Origin of the sequence: Kitasatospora sp. NPDC048194 (assembly GCF_043202455.1) — a bacterium.
Taxonomy (GTDB): domain Bacteria; phylum Actinomycetota; class Actinomycetes; order Streptomycetales; family Streptomycetaceae; genus Kitasatospora.
In genome coordinates this window covers 169,989-191,661 of record NZ_JBIDAK010000014.1, presented here as the reverse complement: position 1 = coordinate 191,661, position 21,673 = coordinate 169,989, and the positions used below count along the sequence as shown (strand labels likewise).

Here is a 21,673-nt window from a genome sequence, read left to right as displayed (position 1 = left end):
CGGGTGAGCGTCCTGTGGGCGCTCCTGCGCGACAACAGGGTCTTCACCCCCGCTCCGGTCGCGCAGGCGGGTTGACTTCGTCATTGAGACTCCGGATGCGGTGAGGGGAAGTCACTGAGGGAGCGGGGTGCGGCGTGCGGGGAGGCGAGCGGAGCGCCCGAACAGGATGCGGGTACCGCCCTCGACGCGGGTAGACGACGGCAGGTGAAACCTTGTCCCCGGGCCGGGAAACGGGCGGTGCGCCCGGCAAAACCGCCCGACAACGGACGATGCGGGCGATCGGGTTCAGATTGCCTCGGGTGCCCCGGCCGGAGATAGTGATCTTCGAGCGGCGCAACCGGACGCCGCGTCAGTTCGCGAGAGAGCCGAGGAACATGGCGAAGACCAGTCTGTTGCGCCCCTTCGCGGTGGCCGCCGCCGCTGCCGCCCTGGCGGCGACCGGCACCGTGCCCGCCCTGGCCGCCGGCCGGGACACCACCGCACTGCCCGTACCCGACACCGCCGGGGTGCTCAGCGCGCTTCAGGCCACCATGGGGGCGGGTGCCCCCGGCGCCTTCGCGGTCATCCGCGACCACGGCGGGGACGAGCGGACCCGCTCGGTCAGCGTCGGCCGGGCCGACCTGGACGGTACTCCGATGAACTCCTCGTGGAGGTTCCGGGTCGGCAGCAACAGCAAGATGTTCGCGGCCGTTCTCGTGATGCAACTGGCGGAGGAGGGCCGCATCGACCTGGACAAGCCGCTGCGGGACTACCTGCCCGCCGGCACCCTCCCGGCCGACTGGGACATGACCGGCCGCCAGGTGATGGAGCACCGCGCGGGCGTCTACGACCACACCAACGACCTGCTGGAGCAGCCCGGCGAGGAGACCACCAGCGCCTTCGAGGCCCGCATCCGCACCAAGGTCTACAACCCCGCCGACCTGGTGGCGATGTCCGTCAAGCACGGCCAGCAGTACACCCCCGGCACCCGCTACTCCTACTCCAACACCGACTTCGTCCTGATGGGCCTCGCCGTCGAGCACCTCACCGGCCGCCCGTACCCGGACGTGCTGCGCGAGCGGATCCTGGAGCCGCTCGGCCTGGACAGGACCTCCTTCGTGGTCCCCGACCAGCGGATCGAGGGCCGCCACATCACCGGCTACCTGACCAACGACGACCGGACCAAGCCGCTGCTGGACTCCACCGAGCAGACCGGCTCCTGGGTCTGGAGCGCCGGAGCCGTCATCTCCTCCGCCGAGGACCTCGACCGCTTCCTGACCGCCCTGATGGCCGGCGGCAACGGCGGCCTGGTCTCGGACGCCTCGCTCAAGCAGATGGAGGCCGTGCTGCCGACCCCGACCGCCAGGATCAGCTACGGCCTGGGGCTGCGCCGCATCTCTCTCTCCTGCGGGGACGTGTACGGGCACGGCGGCATCGTCCAGGGCTACCAGACGCAGTCCTTCACCACGCCGGACGGGCAGCGCAGCGTGTTCGTGTTCGCCAACGCCTCCAACAACGGCGCCGTGACCCAGGGGCTGATGAACGCCCTGGAGCCGGCCTTCTGCGGCAAGAAGCCGGCCGCCGCGCCGCGCACGGCCCTCGTGCAGCAGGACGGGGCGGACCGGGACCTGCCGGTGGTCGAGGACACCCGGATCTGATCCGCCGCGCCCCGAGCCGCACGGGCCGCCCGGCTGCGCCGGTGGACCGTGCCCGGGCCCGGGGCAGGCCGGCACACCGTCAGGTGGCCTCCGGCACCGCTCGTCCCGCTCCGGGCAGCGCGTTGAGCCGGGCCCGAACGGCGTCGGCGTCGCGGTGCTGCAGGTCGTCCAGGATGGTGAGGCCGAGCAACCAGGCGCTCCGGGCGGCCTCGACGTCGCCGAGGGCGAGGTGGGTGTCGCCGATGTGGGTGTGGATGTCGGCCTGGAGGAAGTAGTCGCCGACCGCCTGCCGCAGCCGCAGCGACTCGTGGTAGGCGGGCAGCGCCGCGTGGTACTCGCCGAGCTGGTGGTGGATGAAGCCGATGCTGTCCCAGATCGACGACTGCCCCGGCAGGTTGCCGGCCTCGCGGGCCAGGTCCAGCCCGCGGCGGCAGTACGGCAGTGCCTCCCGCAGCTCGCCCTGCTGCGCCAGGTACCAGCCGATGCTGTTGAGCGCCAGGGCCTGTCCGGAAGGGTCCCCGAGGGCCTGGAACAGCTCCAGGGCCCGACGGGACTCGGCCACCGCCTCGGCGTTGGCCCGCACCTCGCCGTGAGCGATGGCGAGGTCGAGCTGCGTCCTGCCCTGGCGCGGCCGGTCGCCGAGCGCCTCGAACTGCCGCAGGGCCAGCCGCAGCTCGCGCTGGGCCTCCGGCTGGCGGTCCTGGGAGCGGTGCACCTGGCCGAGCCAGCGGTGCGCGTGGGCCTGGTGGCGGAGGTCCCCGGTGCGTTCCGCGGCGGCCAGCGCGATCTCGCTCGCCCGCTGCCACTGCTGCCACAGCCCCGACTTGAGCAGGTAGGCGACCTGCGCGCCGACGAGCTGCCAGGCGTGGACGTCGGCCCCGGTCCGGTGCGCCGCGTCGACGACCCGTTCCAGCACCGGCTGCTCCTCCCGGTACCAGGCGAGCGCCTGCCGGCGGTCGGCCGGTTCCTCGGGCGTGACGCCGGCGGCCGGTTCGGCGAGGTCGAGCGTCTGCCAGGAGGCGTCGTCGGCGTAGGCGAGGCAGCCGGCGCGGTGCGCGGAGTGCAGGTAGTGGTCGAACATCCGCAGGGTCGCCGCATCCCGCCCCGCCGCGGACTCGAAGGCGGCCGCCTGCTCGGCCGCGTAGGCGCGCAGCAGGTCGTGGAAGGTGTACCGGCCCCGCTCCGGGGCGGTGATCAGGTGGGCGCGGTGCAGGTCCTCCAGCAGGCGGCGGGTCTCGGACTGCGGCAGGCCCGCGAGGCTCGCGGCCGCGGCCGCGCTGATGTGCGGGCCCGGGTGGAGGCCGAGCAGCCGGAACAGCCGGGCGGCCTGCGGAGCCAGGGCGCGGTAGGACCAGGAGAACACCCCCCGGACGTCGGCGTGGCTGTCACCGGCCGACAGGAGGTCCAGGCGGACGCGGGAGTCGCGCAGTTCACCCGCCCACACCCCGAGCGGCGTGCCGGGCTCCTCGGCCGCCCGGGCGGCGGCGATGTTCAGCGCGAGCGGCAGGCGGGCGCACAGCCCGATCAGCTCGTCGACCGCCTCCCGCTGTTCCTCGACCACGTCGGCGCCCAGGCGGCGGGCGAGCAGTTCCCGCGCCTCCTCGGGCGTCAGCACGTCCAGGGTCAGCGGTACGGCCCCGTCCAGGGCGACCAGTCCGGGCAGCCGGTTCCGGCTGGTGACCACGACCAGGCAGGTGGTGGAGCCGGGCAGCAGCGGGCGGACCTGTTCCGCCTCGCGGGCGTTGTCCAGGACCATCAGCGTCCGGGTGCCGGCCAGCCGGCTGCGCAGCAGCGCGAGCTGCCCGTCCGGATCGGCGGGGATGCGGTGGGCCGGAACGCCGAGCGCGTCCAGGAAGCCGCGTGCCACATCGGCGGCGTCGACCGGCGCTCTGGCGGGGTCGAACCCGCGCAGGTTGGCGAACAGCTGGCCGTCGGGGAAGTGCTCGGCCACCCGGTGGGCGAAGTGAACGGCCAGGGTGGTCTTGCCGACGCCGGCGGTGCCGGCGATCGCCGAGATCACCACCGCGCCGCAGCCGGGGGTGACGTCGGCCAGCAACCGGTCGAGCACCTGGAGCTCGCGGGTGCGGCCGGTGAAGTGCCGGACGGCCATGGGCAGTTGCTGCGGGCCGGTGATGACGGCGGTGCCGAGCGGCGCGGACCCGGGCGCAACGGAGCGGAGGGCGGGGGTGGCGGCGGCCGGTGCCGCCGCCGCGACCGGCACGCCCGGCGCTCCCGTCCGCTCCGCGACCCACCGGTCCGCGCCGCTCGGGTCGGCACCCGGTGCCTCCGCGCCCCGCGGGTCCGGGTCGCGGGCCGCAGTCAGCCACGCGGCGCGGGTCTCCGGGTCCACCCCGAGGGCCTCGGCCAGCCGGACCACCGAGGACATCCGCGGCCGGCGCCCGCCGGCCTCCAGCGCGCTGATCGATCGCGCCGACACCCCCGAACGCTCCGCCAGCTCGTCCTGACTCCACCCCGCCGACAGTCGTCGTTCCCGCAGCAGCGCGGCGAACACAGCAGCCCCCACCCATCCCCCCGGATCCCTGCGAACCGAGCCGTCGCCCCCACCGTCCGGCTCGGATCGCGAACGAGAGTAGCCGGAAGCAGCCGAAGTGTCAGGTCAACGTCGGGTCAACGTCGTGGTGGGTCCCCTCGCCCTGCCGGGAGGATGAGCGCCGGACGGACCGGCCGAAGGAGGAATTCATGAGCGCTCGCAGGACTGCTTCGCGTCCGACCGGTGGTCCGGCCCGGACCGCGGTGGTCGCCGTCGCCCTCGCGGCACTCGGCACGGGCGGTACGGCCGACGCCGCGGCCGGCCCGGTCGGCGGCCAGGTCCGCTCCGTCCCGGTCCGCTCCGGCTCCGTCCCGGTCATGGAGGTCAGGACCGCCGACGGTGTGCTCACCGTCCGACGCTCCTCCGACCGGCCGCCGACCTCCGACCGGCCGTCCGCCGGCGCCGCCCGGCCCACCTCGGCCACCACCTGCAACGGCGTGGACCCCAAGGTCTGCTTCGCCGTCAACGGCAGCGGCTACTACGTCAGCACCATGGAGAACACCACCTACTACGGTGCGGGCGCCTGGGCCGACATCCAGATCAAGAGCCCGACCGGAGCCCTCCTGACGGGCACGAGCTTCTACGCGGCCGGCGGCGGCTGGTACACCGCGACCTACGCGCCGTACGGCTACGTCACCGCCGGCTGGTGGTGCGGCTTCAGCAACGCCGACGGCGGGGAGTACACCGGCAGTTGCATCGACGTGAGCAACTGACCGACCGAGCCGGCGGGCGTCGCCCCTCCCCACGGGGGCGGGGCCCGCTGTCCGGCTGCGAGCCGCGGTCACGGGGGTGCCGCGGCTCGCGGCCGGCGCCGCTCAGTGCGGCATCGCGTCGAGGGCGGCCCGGGCGACCTTCACGGCCTCCGCCTGGCAGCCGGCGGCCGGGTGGTCCGCGCCGCCGAGTCCGACGAGCACGCGCAGGTTGCCGTCGCGGACGGCCAGGGAGCAGTTCTCCCCGTTCGCCGGGGAGTCCCAGTACGCCTCCTCGCCGACACCGAGGCCGTCGTCACGCCGGTGGCCGGCGGCCGAGACGGCGAAGTCCTCGCGCTGCGTGCGGGTGGCGTCGTCGCTGCTCCCCGCGCTGCGGCGGAGGTCCCAGCGGACGGTCGCGGACGGCTGCTGGTCCCGGTAGGTCTGGCCGGCGACCACGGTCACGCCGTACCAGGAGCAGCTGGTCCGGGCGGTGGAGGACTGCTCGTCGTACCGGTCCTCGTCCGGCTCGCGTCGCGCGGACGGCAGCGGCAGCCGGGGAGCGGCCTCCGCGCAGACCGGTGCCTTGACGTACTTGTCCGGCACCGCCGGGCTGTTCGGATCGCGCAGCAGCAGGTAGCCGCCGACACCGGTGGCCGCCACGACGACGGCCGCGGCGGCCACCAGCGCGGCGGTGCGGCGCGGGCGCCGGGGCGGGGCCGATCCGGCGGGCGCGGCCGATCCGGCGGGCTCCGCCGGCCCGGGCGCGGCGTCCACGGTGGTGGCCAGGTGCGGCGCCGCCAGGTGGTACGACGTCGGTTCGGTCCCCTGCGGCCGGGGCACCGCCGCTGCCTGCGGGTTCGCGAGCAGCGCGTCGACCTGCGCCCGCTGCGCCGCGATCAACGCGTGCACCGCCTCCGGCCACTGCCGTCCGGCCGGGGCGACCGGACCGAGGAGGTCGAGCAGCCGCACCGGCGTCGGACGGGCGGCCGGGTCCTTGGCTAGGCAGGCCACCAGGAGCGGCCGGGTGGCCGCGGGAGCGCCGGTGAGGTCGGGCTCGGCGTGCACGATGTTGTACAGCGTTTGCAGGGCGGAGGCCCCGGCGAAGGGGCTGCGTCCGGTCAGGGCGAGGGCCAGCACCGAGCCGAGCGAGAAGACGTCACTGGCCGGGGTGAGCGGCCGGCCCTCGGCCTGTTCCGGGGACATGTACGCGGGCGAGCCGATCACCCCTCCGGTGTAGGTGAGCTCGGCGTCCTCCCCGGCGGCCCGGGCGATGCCGAAGTCGATGACCCGCACGCCGTCGGCGGCGAGCAGCACGTTCTCAGGCTTGAGGTCGCGGTGGATCACCCCGGCACGGTGGATCTCCACCAGCGCCGTGGCCAGTCCGACCGCCAGCCGGTGCACGGCGTCCGCCGACAACGGACCGGCGGCCTCGACGGCGGCGCCCAGCGAGGGGCCGACCACGAACACGGAGGCCAGCCAGGGCGTGGACGCCTCGACGTCGGCGTCCATCACGGCCGCGGTGTAGGCGCCGGAGACCCGGCGAGAGGCACCCACCTCCTGGCGGAACCTGGCCCGGAACCCGGCGTCGGCGGCGAACCGCTGGTGCACCTGCTTGACCGCCACCAGCCGCCCGTCCGGCCCGGCGCCGAGCAGCACCCGGCCCATCCCGCCCCGGCCGAGCTCGGCGAGCACCTGGTAGGGGCCGACCTCGGCGGGGTCGGACGCACGGCGCCGCCGCATCGGGGCGCCCGTCACGGTTTGGCCGTCGGGGTGGCGGTGGCGTCGGGGGTCCGGCCGTCGGTGGAGACCGTCCGGGCGACCTTCACGGCCGAGGCGCCGAGCGCCTTGGTCATCTCCTCGCACCGCCCGCGCGGATAGGTGGCCCCCTTCACCGAGACGAACACGAAGAGGTTCACGTCCCGGACGTAGAGCACGCAGTCGCTGTCGGACAGGTACTTCTGCGGGAGCCAGAAGGCCTCCTCGGCGAAGGTGGTGCCGGTCTCGCGGGTCTTGCCCCCCATGTAGAGGTCCTCGTAGTGCGCCTTGGCCCGCTCGGCACCGGTCTTGCCGCCGGGAACGGTCGGGTAGACGTTCCAGGCGATCTGGACCTGGTCGCCGGAGCGCGAGGTCCAGTCGCAGAAGTTGGAGGGGAACCTGCCCGCGGAGTCGGTGCCCTGGTAGTCGCCCGCGTTGCCCTGCGGCGTGCCGAAGTCGGCGGGGGCCGTCACCTTGCGGGCGTCGGTGCAGGACGGCACCACGGCGGCGTACGCGTCCCGGACCTGCGAGAGCGGGACGTTCCCGGGGGTGGGGACCGGCTCGGGGAACACCGAGTCCAGGTTCACCACGCCGGTGGCCACCAGCCCGCCGGCCACCGCGGCGAGGGCCAGCACCACCGCGCCCACCGCCAGGGCGATCCGGCGGCCCCGACGGGGGCGCCGTACCTGCGGCGGATCGGTCGGTGCGGGACGCCCGGGCACCGAGGGCCCGGCGGCCGGCGCCCGCTCGGTCGGCCCGGAGCCCGGGGCCGCCGCGGGTCCGGGCTCGACCACGGTCGGCGCCCCGGCGCCGAGCAGCCGGGCGACCTCCGCCTCCTGCGCGGCGAGCAGTCCGTGCACCGCCTCCGGCCAGGGCCGGGACGAGGGCGCGAGCCGCCCGACGGCGGCCAGCACTTCCCGGGGGGTCGGCCGGGCCGCCGGGTCCTTGGCCAGGCAGGCGGCGACCAGGGGCCGCAGCCGCTCCGGCACCCCGTCGAGCTCGGGTTCCGCGTGCAGGACGTTGAACAGGATCCGCGGCAGCGACTCCCCGGCGAAGGCCGGCCGGCCCGCGCAGGCCACCGCCAGGGTGGCGCCGAGCGAGAACACGTCGCTCGCGGGTGTCAGTTCACGCCCCTCGACCTGCTCGGGCGACATGTACCCGGGCGAGCCGATCACCGCCCCGGTGCGGGTGAGCTTGGTGTCCTGCCCCTCCGCCGCCCGAGCGATCCCGAAGTCGATCACCCGCACGCCGTCGGCGGCGAGCAGCACGTTCGAGGGCTTGAGGTCGCGGTGGATCAGCCCGGCCCGGTGCACGTCGAGCAGCGCCTGCGCCAGCCCGGCCGCCAGCCGGCGCGCCGGCTCCTCCGGCAGCGGTCCGACCGCCGCCAGCGCCTCGGTCAGCGCCGGGCCGGGCACGAACTGGGCGGCCAGCCAGGGCGTCTCCGCGTCCGGGTCGGCCGCGATCACCGCCGCGGTGTACGCCCCGGACACCCGCCGGGAGGCCTCCACCTCGCGCCGGAACCGGACCCGGAACCCGTCGTCCTCGGCGAGCTCGGCGTGCACCTGTTTGACCGCCACCGTCCGCCCGTCGGGCGAGACCCCCAGCAGGACCCGGCCCATCCCGCCCTGCCCGAGCACCGCCAGTGTCCTGAACGGACCCACCCGCGCGGGCCCGTGAGGCCCCAGCGTCTCCACCTGTACACGCCCCCCTTGCCGCTGTCGCGAACCGATGATACAGACGGGGTTTCCGGCCCCCGCCGCCCGTGCCCGAGCTCCCGTCACCCGCATCGGTGCCGCCGAGTGGCACACGAACGAGGCGTCACCGAGGCTGGGCGGGAGTCCACGCGGCAGAGGGGTCCGGTGTCGATGTCCGGTACGAGCTTCGCGTTCCCGCGTTCCCGCGTTCCCGCGTTCCGTGCCGGCCCCTCTCGCCCGGGCCCGCGGCCGCGACGCCGCCACCGCGGCGGGCGTGGCCGTCCCGGTGGGTGCGTACGGGCCGCAGCGCCGGGGCTTCGACGCCGTGGTGACCGACCCCCGCACGGCGGACCCCGGCCCGACGGACCCCGGCACGACCGCCTCCCGGAAGAGCGGGGAGCGCGTCACGGACCGTCGCCCGACCGGCCGCGAGCCGGCGCCGGAGCTGAGCCGCGACGACCTGCGGGCCGCGTTCCGCCCGGCCCGCTCCGAACAGGTCGGCATCGAGGTCGAATGCGGCCTGGTCGACCCGGCGACGGGGCTGGCCGCCCGCTACACCGGCCGGTGCGGCGCGCGGGCCGTCCTGGAGGCGGTGCTCGCCGGGTGGGGCGGCGAGCGGCAGGAGGACTCCGGGCACCTGACCGGCGTCCGGCTGCCGGACGGCAGCCAGATCACCCTGGAGCACGGCGGGCAGATCGAGTACTCCTCCGCCCCGGCGCCGAACGTCGGCAGGGCGGTGGACGACATGCGCTCCGCACTGGACCGGCTCGCCGACCTGGTCAGCCGGTTCGGCCTGGCCCTGCTGCCCGGCGGCAACCTCCCCTTCGACCGGCTCGCCGACGTGCGGTGGGTGCCGATGACCAGGGGCGCCATGATGCGGGACCACTTCGCCCGGCTGGGTGAGGCGGGCAGCCGGGCTCCGTACGTCATGGCGTTCTCGCTGTCCACCCAGGTCACGCTCGACTACCTCTCCCCCGCGGACCTCGCGGAGAAGCTGCGGATGCAGACGGCCGCCGCACCGGTGGTGTCCGCCCTGCTGGTGAACTCGCCCATCCACGAGGGCCGTTCCGAGGGACTGCTGTCCCACCGCAGCTGGTCCTGGCTGCGGGCGGACGCGTACCGGACCGGCCCGTTGCCACCCGCGCTGAGGCCCGACGTCACCGTCGACGACATGGTCGACTGGGCCCTCGGCATCCCCCTGATCCACTACCGGACCCCCGACGGCCGCTACCACGCCGCGCCGGAGCGCCCCTTCGCCGACCTCCTCCGGCACGGCTTCGACGACGGGTCCCGGCCGACACCGGCCCACTGGGCGGCCCACCTGAACCAGCTCTGGACCAGCACCCGGGTCCGCACCACCCTGGAACTGCGCGGCGCCGACGGGCCGCCGCACCCGTTCATCGCCGCCGTCCCCGCGCTCTGGACCGGTCTCAGCTACCACCCCGATTCCCGCGCGGCCGCCTGGGAGTTGCTCGGCCGCTACAGCCTGTCCCAGCACCGCGCGGCACTCACCGAGCTGCCCGCCCAGGGCCTCGCCACCCGGCTGGGCGGCGATCCCGTCCGCCCGCTGGCCGCCGAGTTGCTCCGGCTCGCCCGGGTCGGCCTGACCGCCCGCGTCGCCGCGGGCCTCGAACCGCCCCACGTCCCCGGCTACCTCGACCCGCTGGACGAGATCGTCGCCACCGGCCGGACCTTCGCCGAGCAGGACCTCCAGCGTTGGCACGGCGAGTTCCGGCGCGACCCGGCCCGCTACGTCGCGGCCCACCGGGTCTGACCCGCTCACCGCCGGCCCTCCTCGGCGGGCCGGCGTGACGGGGCCGCTGGCGGGCCGGGCTCCTGATCCGCCATCGGACGACAGGGCGGTCCCAGCCCCGGTGGAGCCGTCTCGGGCTGCCTTCCTTCGGTGGTGGACGGGGCGCGGGCCGGGTGCGGCGGAGGTCCGCCCGTCGGCGGACCGCTCGCCCGCCACGCCAGGAGCCCGCCGCCGCGGCCCACCACGCGCCGCCGCCCCTGCCCCGTCCCGGGACGTCCGGCCCGGCGGTCCGCCCGCACCACCGGAACGGGCCGCCGGGCGAACCGGAGCCCGGCCCGGCGCCCCGACGAGGGCCTCAGGGCTTGACGCCGACCCCGGCGTAGAAGGAGACCTGGGCGTCCGTGACGCTCGCCGGGCACAGGCCGGCGGAGTCGTCGCCGTCGGGCTGCCAGCGGTGGGCGGGGACGATGCCCGGGTCGAGCAGGTCGAGGCCCTCGAAGAAGGAGGCGAACTCCGCCTTGGGGCGCAGCCGCAGCGAGGTGCCGGCCTGGTTGTAGATCTCCTCGACCTTGGAGGCCCCGGGCGGGTCGAGCTCGGCGGTGGCGTGGGAGAGGACCAGGGCGGAGCCCGGGGGCAGCGGGTCCAGGAGGTGCTCGAGGATGGCGTGGGCGTCGGCCAGGTCGGGGACGAAGTGGAGCAGGGCCACCATCGAGAGGACGACGGGCTGGTCCAGGTCGAGGGTGCGGGCCACCTCGGGGGTGGCCAGGATGGACGCGGGGTCGCGGACGTCTCCGTGGACGTACGCGGTCCGGCCCTGGGGAGTGCTGGTCATCAGGGCACGCGAGTGGGCCAGCACGACGGGGTCGTTGTCCGCGTAGACCACCCGGGCCCGGGGGTCCACGCCCTGGGCGACCTCGTGGAGGTTCGGCGAGGTGGGGATGCCGGTGCCGATGTCCAGCCACTGGCGCAGACCGCGCCGGGCCAGGGCGCGGGTCGCGCGGTGCATGAAGGTGCGGTTGGCGCGGACGGCGGTGCGCATGGTGGGGAAGGCGGTCAGCACGCGCTCGGCGGCTTCGCGGTCGACGGCGAAGTTGTCCTTGCCGCCGAGGAAGTAGTCGTACATCCGGGCGCTGTGCGGGATGTCCTGGCGTATGTGCGGCACGACCGGTTCGCCGGACCGCCCCGGCTCGGCGGGCGTCATCCAGGTCTCGTCCGCGCTCATCCGCTGTCCCCTCATCTGTGATCACGTCAGGCCCGCCGCAGTCTAGCCAACTGGCCGGTGGTGCACGGCGGGTCGGCCCGGGCCCACGGCGACGTCCCGGAGGCCCGACGGGGTCTCCGCCGGGGTCGCGGTCGGGTGCGCGGTCGGGGTCGCGGTCGGGGTCGCGGTCGGGTGCGCGGTCGGGTGCGCGGTCGTCGACGGGGCCCGGTGTGTAGGCTGCCCGGCAGGAATGATCACCGGGAGTCGCCGTGTCCGCCCTCACGCCCGCCGCCAGGCCCCGTCTGCTGCTCGTCACCGATCTGGCCTACCAGGCCCGCGGCCGCCGGTACTGCGACGAGGACATCCGGCTCGCCGACCGCCTGCGCGAGGACTTCGAGCTGGCCCTCTGCCACCCGCTGGACGCCGCGGCGCTGATGGACTCCTTCGACGTCGTCCTCGTGCGCAACAGCGGACCGGTGCTCAACCACCTCCGCGCGTACCAGGACTTCCGCGACCGGGCGCTCGAACGCGGCACCCGGGTGTACAACGAGCTGACCGGTCGGGCCGACATGGCCGGCAAGCAGTACCTGCTCGACCTGAGCGCCGCCGGGTACCCCGTCATCCCCACCGTCGACCGGGCCGAGGACCTCGCGCGCCTGCCCGTCGTCCCCGAGTACGTGGTCAAGCCGAAGCTCGGGGCCGACTCGATCGGCCTGCGGATCGTGCCGCGCGGGCAGCTGGACTCGGTCGACTACGGCTCGGTGCTCGTCCAGCCGCTGATCCGCTTCGCGTACGAGGTCTCGTTCTACTTCGTCGACGACGCCTTCCAGTACGCCCTGCACGCCCCCGACCCGGAGCGCCGCTGGGAGCTCGAACGGTACGAGCCGACGGCCGCCGACCTGGAGTTCGCGCAGCGCTTCATCGCGTGGAACACCATCGGGCACGGCATCCAGCGGGTCGACGCCTGCCGCACCCCGGAGGGCGGCCTGCTCCTGGTCGAGCTGGAGGACCTCAACCCCTACCTGTCCCTCGACCTGGTCGACGAGGGCACCCGCGACTCGTTCGTCGCCGCGCTCAGGGCCTCCCTGCTCACGCTGGCCCGGCCCCGCCCCTGACCCTCCGGACCGCCTCGGTCAGCGCCTCGCCCAGCGGCAGGTCGATCCGCGCCACGGCCAGCTCGTCGCCGCGGGTCGCGCCCCGGTTGACGATCACCACCGGGGTGCCCGCGCGGGCGGCGTACCGCACGAAGCGCAGCCCCGACATGACCGTCAGCGACGAGCCGAGGACCACCAACGCCTGCGCGGAGTCGACGAGTTCGAAGCAGCGTTGCACCCGGGGCTTGGGCACGGACTCGCCGAAGAAGACCACGTCCGGCTTGAGCACTCCTCCGCACTCCGGGCAGGGGGCGATGCGGAAGCCCTCCACCAGCTCCTGCGGCAGCTCGGCGTCGCCGTCCGGGTTGGCCCGGGCCGAACCGTCGCGGAATCCGGGGTTCAGCAGCTCCAGTCGGCGGTCCAGCTCCGCCCGGGAGCCGGTGCGGCGGCAGGTCAGGCACACCACCCGGTGCAGGCCGCCGTGCAGCTCCACCGCCGTGCGCGTGCCGGCCGCCCGGTGCAGCCCGTCCACGTTCTGGGTGATCACCGCCGAGACGTGGCCCGAGCGCCGCAGCTGCTCCACCGCCCGGTGCCCGGCATTGGGCTCGGCCCTCGCGATCGCACGCCACCCGACGTGGCTGCGCGCCCAGTACCGGCGCCGGGCCGCCTCGCCGGCCGTGAACTCCTGGTACGTCATCGGCGTCCCCCGCCGCCGGCTGCCGGTCTCGCCCCGGTAGTCCGGGATGCCCGACTCGGTCGACAGCCCGGCACCGCTGAGCACCACGGCTCCCCGGCCGGCCAGCAGCCGCACCAGTTCCGCGAAACCGACCGCATCGACCGCATCGGCCGCGCCGTCCGCCGGACCGCCGGCCGCCGAGCCGCCGGGACTCGTCACGGGCACACCCATGCCATCCAGCCTAGGCCTCACCGAGAATTGCCCGCAGCCGGCGGAGACCCGCTACCGTCACCTGCGTCCCTCCGGGACACTGACACCTGCGGTCGGCCGGGGGGCCGCCCCGACGCACGCCGGTCCGCATCCGAAGAAACGGGACAGAAAGGACGCCCGAGAGTGGGTAGCAGTGTCGAGACGCTGGAGTTCCAGGCCGAGACCCGCCAGTTGCTCCGGTTGGTGATCCACTCGATCTACTCCAACAAGGACATCTTCCTGCGCGAGCTGATCTCGAACGCCTCCGACGCGTTGGACAAGCTGCGGCTGGAGTCGCTGACCGACTCCGACCTCGACGCCGACACCTCCGACCTGCACATCGAGCTGGAGGTCGACCGCGAGGCGCGCACGCTGACCGTCCGCGACAACGGGATCGGCATGACCCGGGACGAGCTGGTGGAGCTGATCGGCACGATCGCCAAGTCCGGGACCGCCGGCCTGCTGGAGAAGATCAAGGAGTCCAAGGACGCCGCCGCCGCGCAGAGCCTCATCGGACAGTTCGGCGTCGGCTTCTACTCGGCGTTCATGGTCGCCGACCGGGTCACCCTGCTCACCCGTCGGGCCGGCACCGAATCCGGCACCCGGTGGGAGTCCGACGGCGAGGGCACCTACCAGCTCGAACCCGTCGACGGCCTGCCCGTCGGCACCTCGGTGATCCTCCACCTCAAGCCGGTCGACGGCGAGGACGGCCTGGCCGACTACCTGTCGGCGTGGAAGATCCGCCAGATCGTCAAGCAGTACTCGGACTTCATCCGCTGGCCGATCCGGATGGCCCGCGAGCGCACCGGGGCCACCGGGCAGGTCACCGGGACGGACACCGACGCCGACGGTGCCGGGGCGACCGACGGCGCGGAGGCCGCCGCCCCGGAGATGGACACCCTCAACTCGATGAAGGCGCTGTGGGCCCGGCCGCGCAGCGAGGTGACCGAGGCGGAGTACCACGAGTTCTACCGGCAGATCAGCCGCGACTGGCTCGACCCGGCGGAGACCGTCCACATGCGCGCCGAGGGCAACTTCGAGTACGAGGCGCTGCTGTTCATCCCCTCGCCGGCACCGCTCGACCTGTTCTCCCGCGAAGCCAGGGGCGGCGTGCAGCTGTACGTGAAGCGGGTGTTCATCATGGACGACTGCGAAGCGCTGATGCCCAACTACCTGCGCTTCGTCAAGGGCGTGGTGGACGCGCACGACCTGTCGCTGAACATCTCGCGCGAGATCCTGCAGCACGACCGGCAGATCCAGGCCGTGCGCCGGCGCCTGGTGAAGAAGGTCCTCGGGGCCGTCAAGACCATGCAGGCCAAGGACGCCGAGCGCTACCGGAAGCTGTGGTCCCAGTTCGGGCGGGTGCTGAAGGAGGGACTGGTCGAGGACGCCGACAACACCGAGACCCTGCTGGAGCTGGTGTCGGCCCCGAGCACCCACGACCCGGAGGCGACCACCACCCTGCGCGAGTACGTCGGGCGCATGAAGGAGGGTCAGGACGCCATCTACTACCTGACCGGTGAGACCCGCTCGGTGGTGGAGAACTCCCCCCACATGGAGGCGTTCGCCGCCAAGGGGTACGAGGTGCTGATCCTCACCGACCCGATCGACGAGGTCTGGGTGGAGCAGGTCCCGGCCTTCGACGGCCACCGCCTGCAGTCCATCGCCAAGGGCCAGGTCGACCTGGACGGGGCGTCCGGTGACGAGCAGGAGGCCGACGGCGAGAAGGCCCGGCGCGAGCAGGACTTCGCCGCCCTGCTCCCGTGGCTGGGCGAAGCCCTCTCCGAGCAGGTGAAGCAGGTCCGCCTGTCGTCGCGGCTGACCACCTCCGCGGCGTGCATCGTCGGCGACGCCCACGACATGACCCCGACCCTGGAGAAGATGTACCGGGCGATGGGGCAGCAGGTGCCCCCGGTCAGGCGGATCCTGGAGATCAACCCGGCGCACCCGCTGATCACCGGGCTGCGCGCGGCGCACGCGGCCGACGCGGACGACCCCGCCCTCGCCGAGATCGCCGAGCTGGTGTACGGCGGAGCGCTGCTCGCCGAGGGCGGCGACCTGCCCGACCCGGCGCGCTTCGCGCGGCTGCTCACGGAGCGCCTGACCCGCGCCCTGTGACCGGCGCCGGATGAGCGCGGGGTGCGGGCGGCCCCGGAAGCCGACCGCCCGCACCCCCGCTCCGACCACCGCCCGGCGCCGGCGGGGCGGCGGACGGTCCACGGCTGGTCCGGGCCGCCCGGGCCGTTCCGTCGGGCGGTGCGTCAGGCGGCTCGCTAGCATGGGACGGGTCGAACGAACGAACGGCAGGAGCCAGGCCCGTGTGCTCCGCACCGGGCCGTCCCCGAGGTGGTCCGCCCGGGGTCGACGCGCGGACGCACCCTGGCGTGAAGAGCGACGTGAAGAGCGAACCGTGAGCACTTCTCGAGCCGGCGGGTCCCCGCGTCACCTGGTCCTGGCAGCGATGATCTTCGCCGTCGCGATGACCTTCATCGACCAGACCATCGTGTCGATCGCCGTACCGGACATCCAGCACGAACTGAGACTCACCAGCACGGGGGTGCAGTGGGCGGTGAACGCCTACCTGCTCACCCTGGCGGCGTTCTTCGCCTTCGGCGGCCGCCTCGCCGACACGGTCGGCCACCGGAGGATGGTCGTGCTCGGGGTGCTGGTCTTCGCCGGCGCCTCGGCCTGCTGCGGCCTCACCCCGACGGGCAGCCTCGCCGAGGCCTGGCTGGTCGCGTTCCGCGCCGCCCAGGGCTTCGGCGGCGCCCTCATGTTCCCGGCCGCGCTGGCCATCGTGGTGCAGAACTTCGCGCTGCGGGAGCGGGGGCGGGCACTGGCCCTGTTCTTCGGCATCGCGGGCGGGCTGACCGCGGTCGGCCCGGTCCTCGGCGGCTACCTGACCGAGTGGACCTGGCGGGCGATCTTCTGGGTGAACCTTCCGGTGGCTGCGATCGCGCTGGTACTGATCGCGGTCTCCAGACCGGTGACGGAGAGCCGGCCGGCGCCCATGGACTACCGGGGTCTGGCGTTGATCGCCGGCGGTGTCGGGCTGAGCGTGTTCGGGTTCCAGCAGTCGCAGGTCTGGGGCTGGTCGAACCCGGCGATCGGGCTCTGCATCGCGGCCGGCGTGCTGCTGCTCGTGGCGTTCGCCGTCGTCGAGCGGCACGCCGCCTCGCCGCTGATCCAGGTGGACATCTTCCGCATCCGCGCGTTCTCCGTGCAGAACCTGGTACTCGGCATCTCGATGCTGGTCTTCGTCCCGGTGTTCTTCTTCTCCAGCGAGTACGCGCAGATCTCCCTCGGCGACTCCTCCTCGAAGGCCGGCGTCTTCCTGCTCTACTTCTTCATCGGGTTCGTGATCGCGTCGCAGGTCGGCGGCCGGATGCTCGACCGCGACGGTGCGAAGCGGCCGGTGGTGATCGGATGCGTGCTGGCCGCGGTCGGGTTCTACCTGTGGGCGGGTGACGTCACCACGCTGAGCTTCAGCGAGCAGCAGTGGGACGTCGTACTGGCCGGTGCCGGCATGGGCTTCATGCTCAGCCCTTCCAGCACGGACGCGGTCAACCGGGCCTCGCGGCTCTCGTACGGCGAGGCGACCGGCATCACCCAGACGGTCCGCAACTACGCCGCGAGCCTGGGACTGGCGGTGCTGGGCACGGTCCTGGTCACCGACCTGCGGTCGCGGCTGACCGACTCACTGGTCGCCCAGGGGCTGCCCCCCGCGCAGGCGGCCGCCACGGCCACGCACCTCTCCCAGGTCCAGGCGCAGGGCGGCGGAGGCGGCGGGGGCACCGCGAACATCCCGCAGTTCTTCCGCGTCGACTTCGCCCACGCCACCCAGACGGTCCTCTACGCGATGGCGGCCGTCATGGCGGTAGCCGCGGTGGTCGCGGTGGTGGGCCTGCGGCCGGGCCTGCAGGTCGAGACCGCGGCGGACGAACAGCAACCCGTGCTGCCCGCGGGCGGGGCCGGCGGGGCCGGACCGCCAGCCGGCGAGGCCTGATCGCCGGCTGGCGAGGCCTGATCGCCGGCCGGCGAGGCCTGATCGCCGGCCGAGCGGCGTGGGACGCTCCGGCCGGCGACACGGCCCCGCCGCGGCCGCGTCGCCGGGCCGGGCGTGCCGCTACCCCCGGTACGGCTGCCCGGCCGCCTCGAACAGCAGCTTCGCGGCCACCGTCGCACCGTCCGTCCGGATCGTGCCCGCCACCGCCGCCGCACTCCCGCGCACCTCGGGGCGCAGCACCGCGCCCAGGGCCGCCGACAGCGACTCGACGGTCGGCGTCGGCCCGTCGTGCGCCACGCCGATCCCCAACTCGGCCACCCGGGCCGCCCAGTACGGCTGGTCCGCGATCAGCGGGACGACCACCTGCGGCGCCCCCGCCCGGGAGGCCGTCGTCGTCGTGCCCGCGCCGCCGTGGTGCACGACGGCAGCCACCCGCCGGAACAGCGCCTGCTGGTTGACCTCGCCCACCACGAAGCAGTCGCCACCGTCGTCGACGGAGCCCAGACCGGCCCAGCCGCTCCCGACGACCACCCGACGACCGTGCGCCCGGCTCGCCTCGATGGCCACCCGCGCGACGTCCTTCGGGGCGTACGACGCCATGCTCCCGAACCCGACGTACACCGGAGGTTCGCCGGCCGCCAGGAACGCCTCCAGTTCCGCCGGCAGCGGACGGCCGTCCGGGAGGATCCACGCGCCGGTCTGCAGCAGGTCCAGGTCCGTCATCCCCGCCGAGGGACACAGCACGGCGTCCGCCGCCAGCCACGGCCGCTCGCCGAAGACGTGCTCGCGGACGTTCCCCACCGGCGGCAGCCCGATCGCCGCCCTCCCCCGGTTCAGCGCCTCGGCGTACAGGCCGTTCACGCGCTCGCCGTCCTCCTTCCACAGCACCCGCAGGTCGGTCTCGCCCTCCGACAGCGGCGGGCCCGGCCGCCGCCCGGGGCGGTGGTGCTGCGACGGGATCCCGAGGGTGTGGAAGCACGCGAACACGTACGGCACGCCCAGCTTCTCCGCCACGTCCCGTGCGCCCGCCGGCATCAGCCCGGTGGCCAGCACCGCGTCGCACCCGTCGGCCGCGGCCGCGGTGAGGGTCTCGAACCTCGCCGCCACCAGCGCGGGGGCCAGCCGGAAGGCGTCCTCCCCGGTCGGCGGCTTCGGGTTGGCGACGATCGACTTCACCGTCGGACCGAGCGGCACGAGCGGCACGCCGACGCGCTCCAGCAGTGCCGCGAAGTCCTCGTCCGGCGGCACGCAGACCGCCGCCTCCGCCCCGAGCCGCTGCAATTCCACCGCCAGCGCGGCCAGCGGTTCGACATCTCCGCGCGATCCCCACGACGTCAACAACACGCGCATTCTCTGCTCCCGTTTCCGCAGGTCAAAGCAGCCAGGTCGACGATTGTGCGGTATACCGGGGGCCTTGCCGCAAGGCCCCCCACCGGCTATATTCTGATAGTGGCAAGGAGAGGATTTCCGCTCCTTGCCTTTTGCGTTTCCGGGCGTTGCGCGAGGCCGGTTGAACGGGTCCGCCGCCGCCGGCCGTTGAGGGAGGTGACCGAGCAGGCCGCGATCCACTGCGACGAGTTTCTGCCGTACCCGCCGGCCCGGGTGTGGCAGGCGCTGACCGACCCGGAACTGCACGCGCGCTGGTGGGCCGCGGGGGACGTGCAGGCGGTGGTCGGTCACCGGTTCACGCTGGACATGGGGCCGTGGGGACAGCAGCCCTGCGAAGTCGTCGAGGTGGAGGTGGAGCGGCTGCTGAAGTACAGCTTCGCCGCGGGGACGCTGGACACCACCGTCACCTGGCGACTGGTGCCCGAGGGTCACGGGACACGGCTGTTGCTGGAGCACACGGGCTTCGACCTGGACACCCCGATGGGCCGGCAGGCCCACCAGGGCATGGGACGGGGCTGGCCGTCGGTGCTGCGGAGGATCGCCCCGGCGCTCTCCGGGTGACCCGCCCCGGGGTGGTCAGGCCCGGCCGAGGACGCGCTCGACGGTGATCTCGATGACCACGCGGTCCGGGTTCTCGCGGGGCGGGCGGTAGCGCTCGGCGTAGCGCCGCTCCGCGTCGGCGACCTGCTCGGGCTCCTCGCGCAGCACCGCGACGCCCTCCAGGGTGGACCAGCGGGCCCGGTCCACCTGGCAGACCGCGACCCGCAGGCCCGCCGGGCCGGCCGCCGCCACGTTGCGCGCCTTGCGGCTGGTGCGGCTGGTGATCACCCGGGCGGTGCCCGTCGCCGGCTCAAAGGTCACGCCCACCGGCACCACGTGCGGCGAGCCGTCCGGGCGGGTGGTGGTCAGCGTGGAGATGTGCCGCTCGCGCCAGAAGGCGAGGAAGGCTTCGTCGAGGTCGCGCGGATCATGGGCCATGACCCGGATCGTACGGCCCCCTCGGGCGGTCCCCGCCCCGGGGGCCGTCCCGGCGTCCGCGGTCGCCGGCGCGCCCGGCCGAAACCGCCCGGTCGACCGGGAAGGCCGGCCGGGCGGCTTCGGCCGGGGCTGCTGGGCGAACCGGCCGGCCGACCCGGATCAGCCGGCCGCCCGCGTTCAGTGGCCGCGCGCGATCCACTCCGGCAGGGCCGGGGCCTCGGCGCCGATCGTGGTCGGGTCGCCGTGGCCGGTGCGCACCACCGTCTCGGCGGGGAGCGACAGCAGCCGCTCGCGGATCGACTCGATGATGGTCGGGAAGTGCGAGAAGGAGCGGCCGGTCGCGCCCGGGCCGCCGTGGAACAGGGTGTCCCCGGTGAACACGGTGCCCAGCTCCGGTGCGTACAGGCAGACCGCGCCCGGTGCGTGGCCCGGGGTGTGCAGCACGGTCAGCGCGGTGCCGGCCACCTCGATCCGCTGCCCGTCGGCGAGTTCACCGTCCGGGAGCCGGTCGGGGTGGGTGAGCTTCCACAGCGGCAGGTCGTCCGGGTGCAGCAGGACCGGCGCCCCGGTGCGCTCGGCGAGGGCCGGGGCGGCGTCGATGTGGTCGTTGTGCGCGTGGGTGGAGACGATCGCCACCAGCCGCCGTCCGCCGAGCGCCGCCTCGATCGCCCCGGCGTCGTGGGCGGCGTCGATCACCACCGCCTCCCGGTCGTCGCCGACGATCCACACGTTGTTCTCCACCTCCCAGCTGCCGCCGTCCAGTTCGAAGGTGCCGGCGGTGACCAGCCGGTCGATGCGCGGGGAGCTCACAGGACCACCACCGAGCGGAGGACGTCACCGCGGTGCATGCGCTCGAAGGCCTGCTCCACCGCGTCGAGCCCGATGGTCTCGGTGACGAAGGCGCCGAGGTCCAGACGGCCCTGAAGGTGGAGGTCGATCAGCATCGGGAAGTCGCGGGAGGGCAGGCAGTCGCCGTACCAGGAGGACTTCAGCGCGCCGCCGCGGCCGAAGACGTCCAGCAGGGGCAGCTCCAGGGTCATCTCCGGAGTGGGGACGCCGACCAGGACGACGGTGCCCGCGAGGTCGCGGGCGTAGAAGGCCTGCCGGTACGTCTCGGGGCGGCCGACGGCCTCCACCACCACGTCCGCGCCGTGCCCGCCGGTGAGTTCGCGGATCGCCTCGACCGGGTCGGTGGTCCGGGAGTTGACGGTGTGGGTGGCGCCGAGCCGGCGCGCCGTCTCCAGCTTGCGGTCGTCGATGTCGACGGCGATGATCTTCGCCGCGCCGGCCAGCCGGGACCCCATCACCGCCGCGCCGCCGACGCCCCCGCAGCCGATCACGGCGACGGAGTCGCCCCGGCCGACGTTGCCGGTGTTGATCGCGGCGCCGAAGCCCGCCATCACGCCGCAGCCCAGCAGGCCGGCGACGGCCGGCTCGGCCGCCGGGTCGACCTTGGTGCACTGGCCGGCCGCGACCAGCGTCTTCTCGGCGAAGGCGCCGATGCCCAGGGCCGGGGACAGTTCGGTGCCGTCCGGCAGCGTCATCCGCTGCCGCGCGTTGTGGGTGTCGAAGCAGTACTGCGGGCGGCCCCGCCTGCAGGCGCGGCACTGGCCGCACACCGCGCGCCAGTTGAGGATCACGAAGTCCCCGGGCTCGACCTCGGTGACGCCCTCGCCGACCGACTCCACGATGCCGGAGGCCTCGTGGCCGAGCAGGAACGGGAACTCGTCGTTGATCCCGCCCTCGCGGTAGTGGAGGTCGGTGTGGCAGACGCCGCAAGCCTGGATCCGGACCACCGCCTCGCCCGGCCCAGGGTCCGGCACGATGATCGTGGCCACCTCCACGGGCGCGCCCTTGGCACGCGCGATGACCGCCTTGACCTGCTGGGGCATCCGATTCCACCTCCGTCGGCCGGTGCGGCTGCGCACCGGCGTGACCTGCGACGAGCGGTTCCCGAAGGACCGCGGAACGACTGGCGGCCGCCTGCAGCCCGACGGC

General features: G+C 74.4%; 16 protein-coding genes. 7 read left to right on the top strand and 9 right to left on the bottom strand.

What is annotated here, in order from left to right:
• The first annotated feature begins 374 nt into the window (after positions 1 to 374).
• Positions 375 to 1,637: a serine hydrolase domain-containing protein gene (locus tag ACGF07_RS19410; RefSeq protein ID WP_392900313.1), complete on the top strand. Its 1,263-nt coding sequence runs from the start codon at positions 375 to 377 to the stop codon at positions 1,635 to 1,637.
• A gap of 79 nt (positions 1,638 to 1,716) precedes the next feature.
• Here ACGF07_RS19410 and ACGF07_RS19405 read toward each other — a convergent pair whose 3' ends face one another.
• On the bottom strand, positions 1,717 to 4,161 hold the full coding sequence (locus ACGF07_RS19405) for an ATP-binding protein (protein ID WP_392900310.1): 2,445 nt from the start codon (positions 4,159 to 4,161) through the stop codon (positions 1,717 to 1,719).
• 176 nt (positions 4,162 to 4,337) lie between these two features.
• On the opposite strand from ACGF07_RS19405, the gene ACGF07_RS19400 reads away from it, so the two are divergent.
• Complete coding sequence (locus ACGF07_RS19400; protein WP_392900307.1) at positions 4,338 to 4,901, top strand: hypothetical protein; 564 nt, start codon at positions 4,338 to 4,340, stop codon at positions 4,899 to 4,901.
• 102 nt (positions 4,902 to 5,003) lie between these two features.
• On the opposite strand, the gene ACGF07_RS19395 is transcribed toward ACGF07_RS19400, so the two are convergent.
• Positions 5,004 to 6,635, bottom strand: a complete 1,632-nt coding sequence (locus ACGF07_RS19395) for a protein kinase (RefSeq protein ID WP_392900304.1) — start codon at positions 6,633 to 6,635, stop codon at positions 5,004 to 5,006.
• On the bottom strand, positions 6,632 to 8,272 hold the full coding sequence (locus ACGF07_RS19390; protein WP_392900301.1) for a protein kinase: 1,641 nt from the start codon (positions 8,270 to 8,272) through the stop codon (positions 6,632 to 6,634). Before ACGF07_RS19390 ends, ACGF07_RS19395 begins: the two co-directional genes overlap by 4 nt.
• Before the next feature lie 277 nt (positions 8,273 to 8,549).
• On the opposite strand from ACGF07_RS19390, the gene ACGF07_RS19385 reads away from it, so the two are divergent.
• Entirely contained in the window at positions 8,550 to 10,103 is a 1,554-nt protein-coding gene (locus tag ACGF07_RS19385) for a glutamate-cysteine ligase family protein (RefSeq protein ID WP_392900298.1), read from the top strand.
• 334 nt (positions 10,104 to 10,437) lie between these two features.
• Here ACGF07_RS19385 and ACGF07_RS19380 read toward each other — a convergent pair whose 3' ends face one another.
• Positions 10,438 to 11,304, bottom strand: a complete 867-nt coding sequence (locus ACGF07_RS19380; RefSeq protein ID WP_392900295.1) for an SAM-dependent methyltransferase — start codon at positions 11,302 to 11,304, stop codon at positions 10,438 to 10,440.
• A gap of 248 nt (positions 11,305 to 11,552) precedes the next feature.
• On the opposite strand from ACGF07_RS19380, the gene ACGF07_RS19375 reads away from it, so the two are divergent.
• Positions 11,553 to 12,398 carry a hypothetical protein gene (locus tag ACGF07_RS19375; protein WP_392900294.1) on the top strand — a complete coding sequence of 282 codons (846 nt, stop codon included), beginning with the start codon at positions 11,553 to 11,555 and terminating at the stop codon, positions 12,396 to 12,398.
• On the opposite strand, the gene ACGF07_RS19370 is transcribed toward ACGF07_RS19375, so the two are convergent.
• Entirely contained in the window at positions 12,373 to 13,284 is a 912-nt protein-coding gene (locus tag ACGF07_RS19370) for an NAD-dependent protein deacetylase (protein ID WP_392900291.1), read from the bottom strand. The two genes, ACGF07_RS19375 and ACGF07_RS19370, sit on opposite strands and share 26 nt — an antisense overlap.
• Positions 13,285 to 13,446: 162 nt before the next feature.
• Here ACGF07_RS19370 and htpG point away from each other — a divergent pair, with 162 nt between their 5' ends.
• Together htpG and ACGF07_RS19360 are read left to right on the top strand one after the other, a co-directional pair.
• Positions 13,447 to 15,420, top strand: coding sequence for a molecular chaperone HtpG (gene htpG / locus ACGF07_RS19365; RefSeq protein WP_392900288.1), 1,974 nt, complete (start codon positions 13,447 to 13,449; stop codon positions 15,418 to 15,420).
• Positions 15,421 to 15,712: 292 nt separating this feature from the next.
• A complete protein-coding gene (locus tag ACGF07_RS19360; protein ID WP_392900286.1) occupies positions 15,713 to 17,308 on the top strand; it encodes an MFS transporter in 1,596 nt (531 codons plus the stop codon).
• A 120-nt stretch (positions 17,309 to 17,428) separates the two neighbouring features.
• Here the strand turns inward: ACGF07_RS19360 and ACGF07_RS19355 are convergent, their stop codons facing one another.
• Positions 17,429 to 18,658, bottom strand: coding sequence for a glycosyltransferase (locus tag ACGF07_RS19355; protein WP_392900283.1), 1,230 nt, complete (start codon positions 18,656 to 18,658; stop codon positions 17,429 to 17,431).
• Positions 18,659 to 18,853: 195 nt separating this feature from the next.
• On the opposite strand from ACGF07_RS19355, the gene ACGF07_RS19350 reads away from it, so the two are divergent.
• The gene (locus ACGF07_RS19350) at positions 18,854 to 19,258 is read left to right on the top strand and encodes an SRPBCC domain-containing protein (protein WP_350750181.1); all 405 of its coding nucleotides are present in this window, start codon (positions 18,854 to 18,856) and stop codon (positions 19,256 to 19,258) included.
• Positions 19,259 to 19,273: 15 nt separating this feature from the next.
• On the opposite strand, the gene ACGF07_RS19345 is transcribed toward ACGF07_RS19350, so the two are convergent.
• From ACGF07_RS19345 to ACGF07_RS19335, 3 genes are all read right to left on the bottom strand, one after another.
• On the bottom strand, positions 19,274 to 19,675 hold the full coding sequence (locus ACGF07_RS19345; protein WP_350750183.1) for a TIGR03618 family F420-dependent PPOX class oxidoreductase: 402 nt from the start codon (positions 19,673 to 19,675) through the stop codon (positions 19,274 to 19,276).
• A 177-nt stretch (positions 19,676 to 19,852) separates the two neighbouring features.
• On the bottom strand, positions 19,853 to 20,485 hold the full coding sequence (locus ACGF07_RS19340; RefSeq protein WP_350743012.1) for an MBL fold metallo-hydrolase: 633 nt from the start codon (positions 20,483 to 20,485) through the stop codon (positions 19,853 to 19,855).
• Positions 20,482 to 21,567 (bottom strand): S-(hydroxymethyl)mycothiol dehydrogenase, encoded by a 1,086-nt coding sequence (locus ACGF07_RS19335; RefSeq protein WP_350743010.1) that lies wholly within the window; start codon positions 21,565 to 21,567, stop codon positions 20,482 to 20,484. Before ACGF07_RS19335 ends, ACGF07_RS19340 begins: the two co-directional genes overlap by 4 nt.
• Positions 21,568 to 21,673 lie beyond the last annotated feature (106 nt).

Coding starts and splice junctions, on each gene's coding strand:
- ACGF07_RS19410 (WP_392900313.1), top strand. CDS start 375: ATGGCGAAGACCAGTCTGTTGCGCCCCTTCGCGGTGGCCGCCGCCGCT.
- ACGF07_RS19400 (WP_392900307.1), top strand. CDS start 4,338: ATGAGCGCTCGCAGGACTGCTTCGCGTCCGACCGGTGGTCCGGCCCGG.
- ACGF07_RS19380 (WP_392900295.1), bottom strand. CDS start 11,304: ATGAGCGCGGACGAGACCTGGATGACGCCCGCCGAGCCGGGGCGGTCC.
- ACGF07_RS19370 (WP_392900291.1), bottom strand. CDS start 13,284: ATGGGTGTGCCCGTGACGAGTCCCGGCGGCTCGGCGGCCGGCGGTCCG.
- ACGF07_RS19355 (WP_392900283.1), bottom strand. CDS start 18,658: ATGCGCGTGTTGTTGACGTCGTGGGGATCGCGCGGAGATGTCGAACCG.
- ACGF07_RS19345 (WP_350750183.1), bottom strand. CDS start 19,675: ATGGCCCATGATCCGCGCGACCTCGACGAAGCCTTCCTCGCCTTCTGG.
- ACGF07_RS19335 (WP_350743010.1), bottom strand. CDS start 21,567: ATGCCCCAGCAGGTCAAGGCGGTCATCGCGCGTGCCAAGGGCGCGCCC.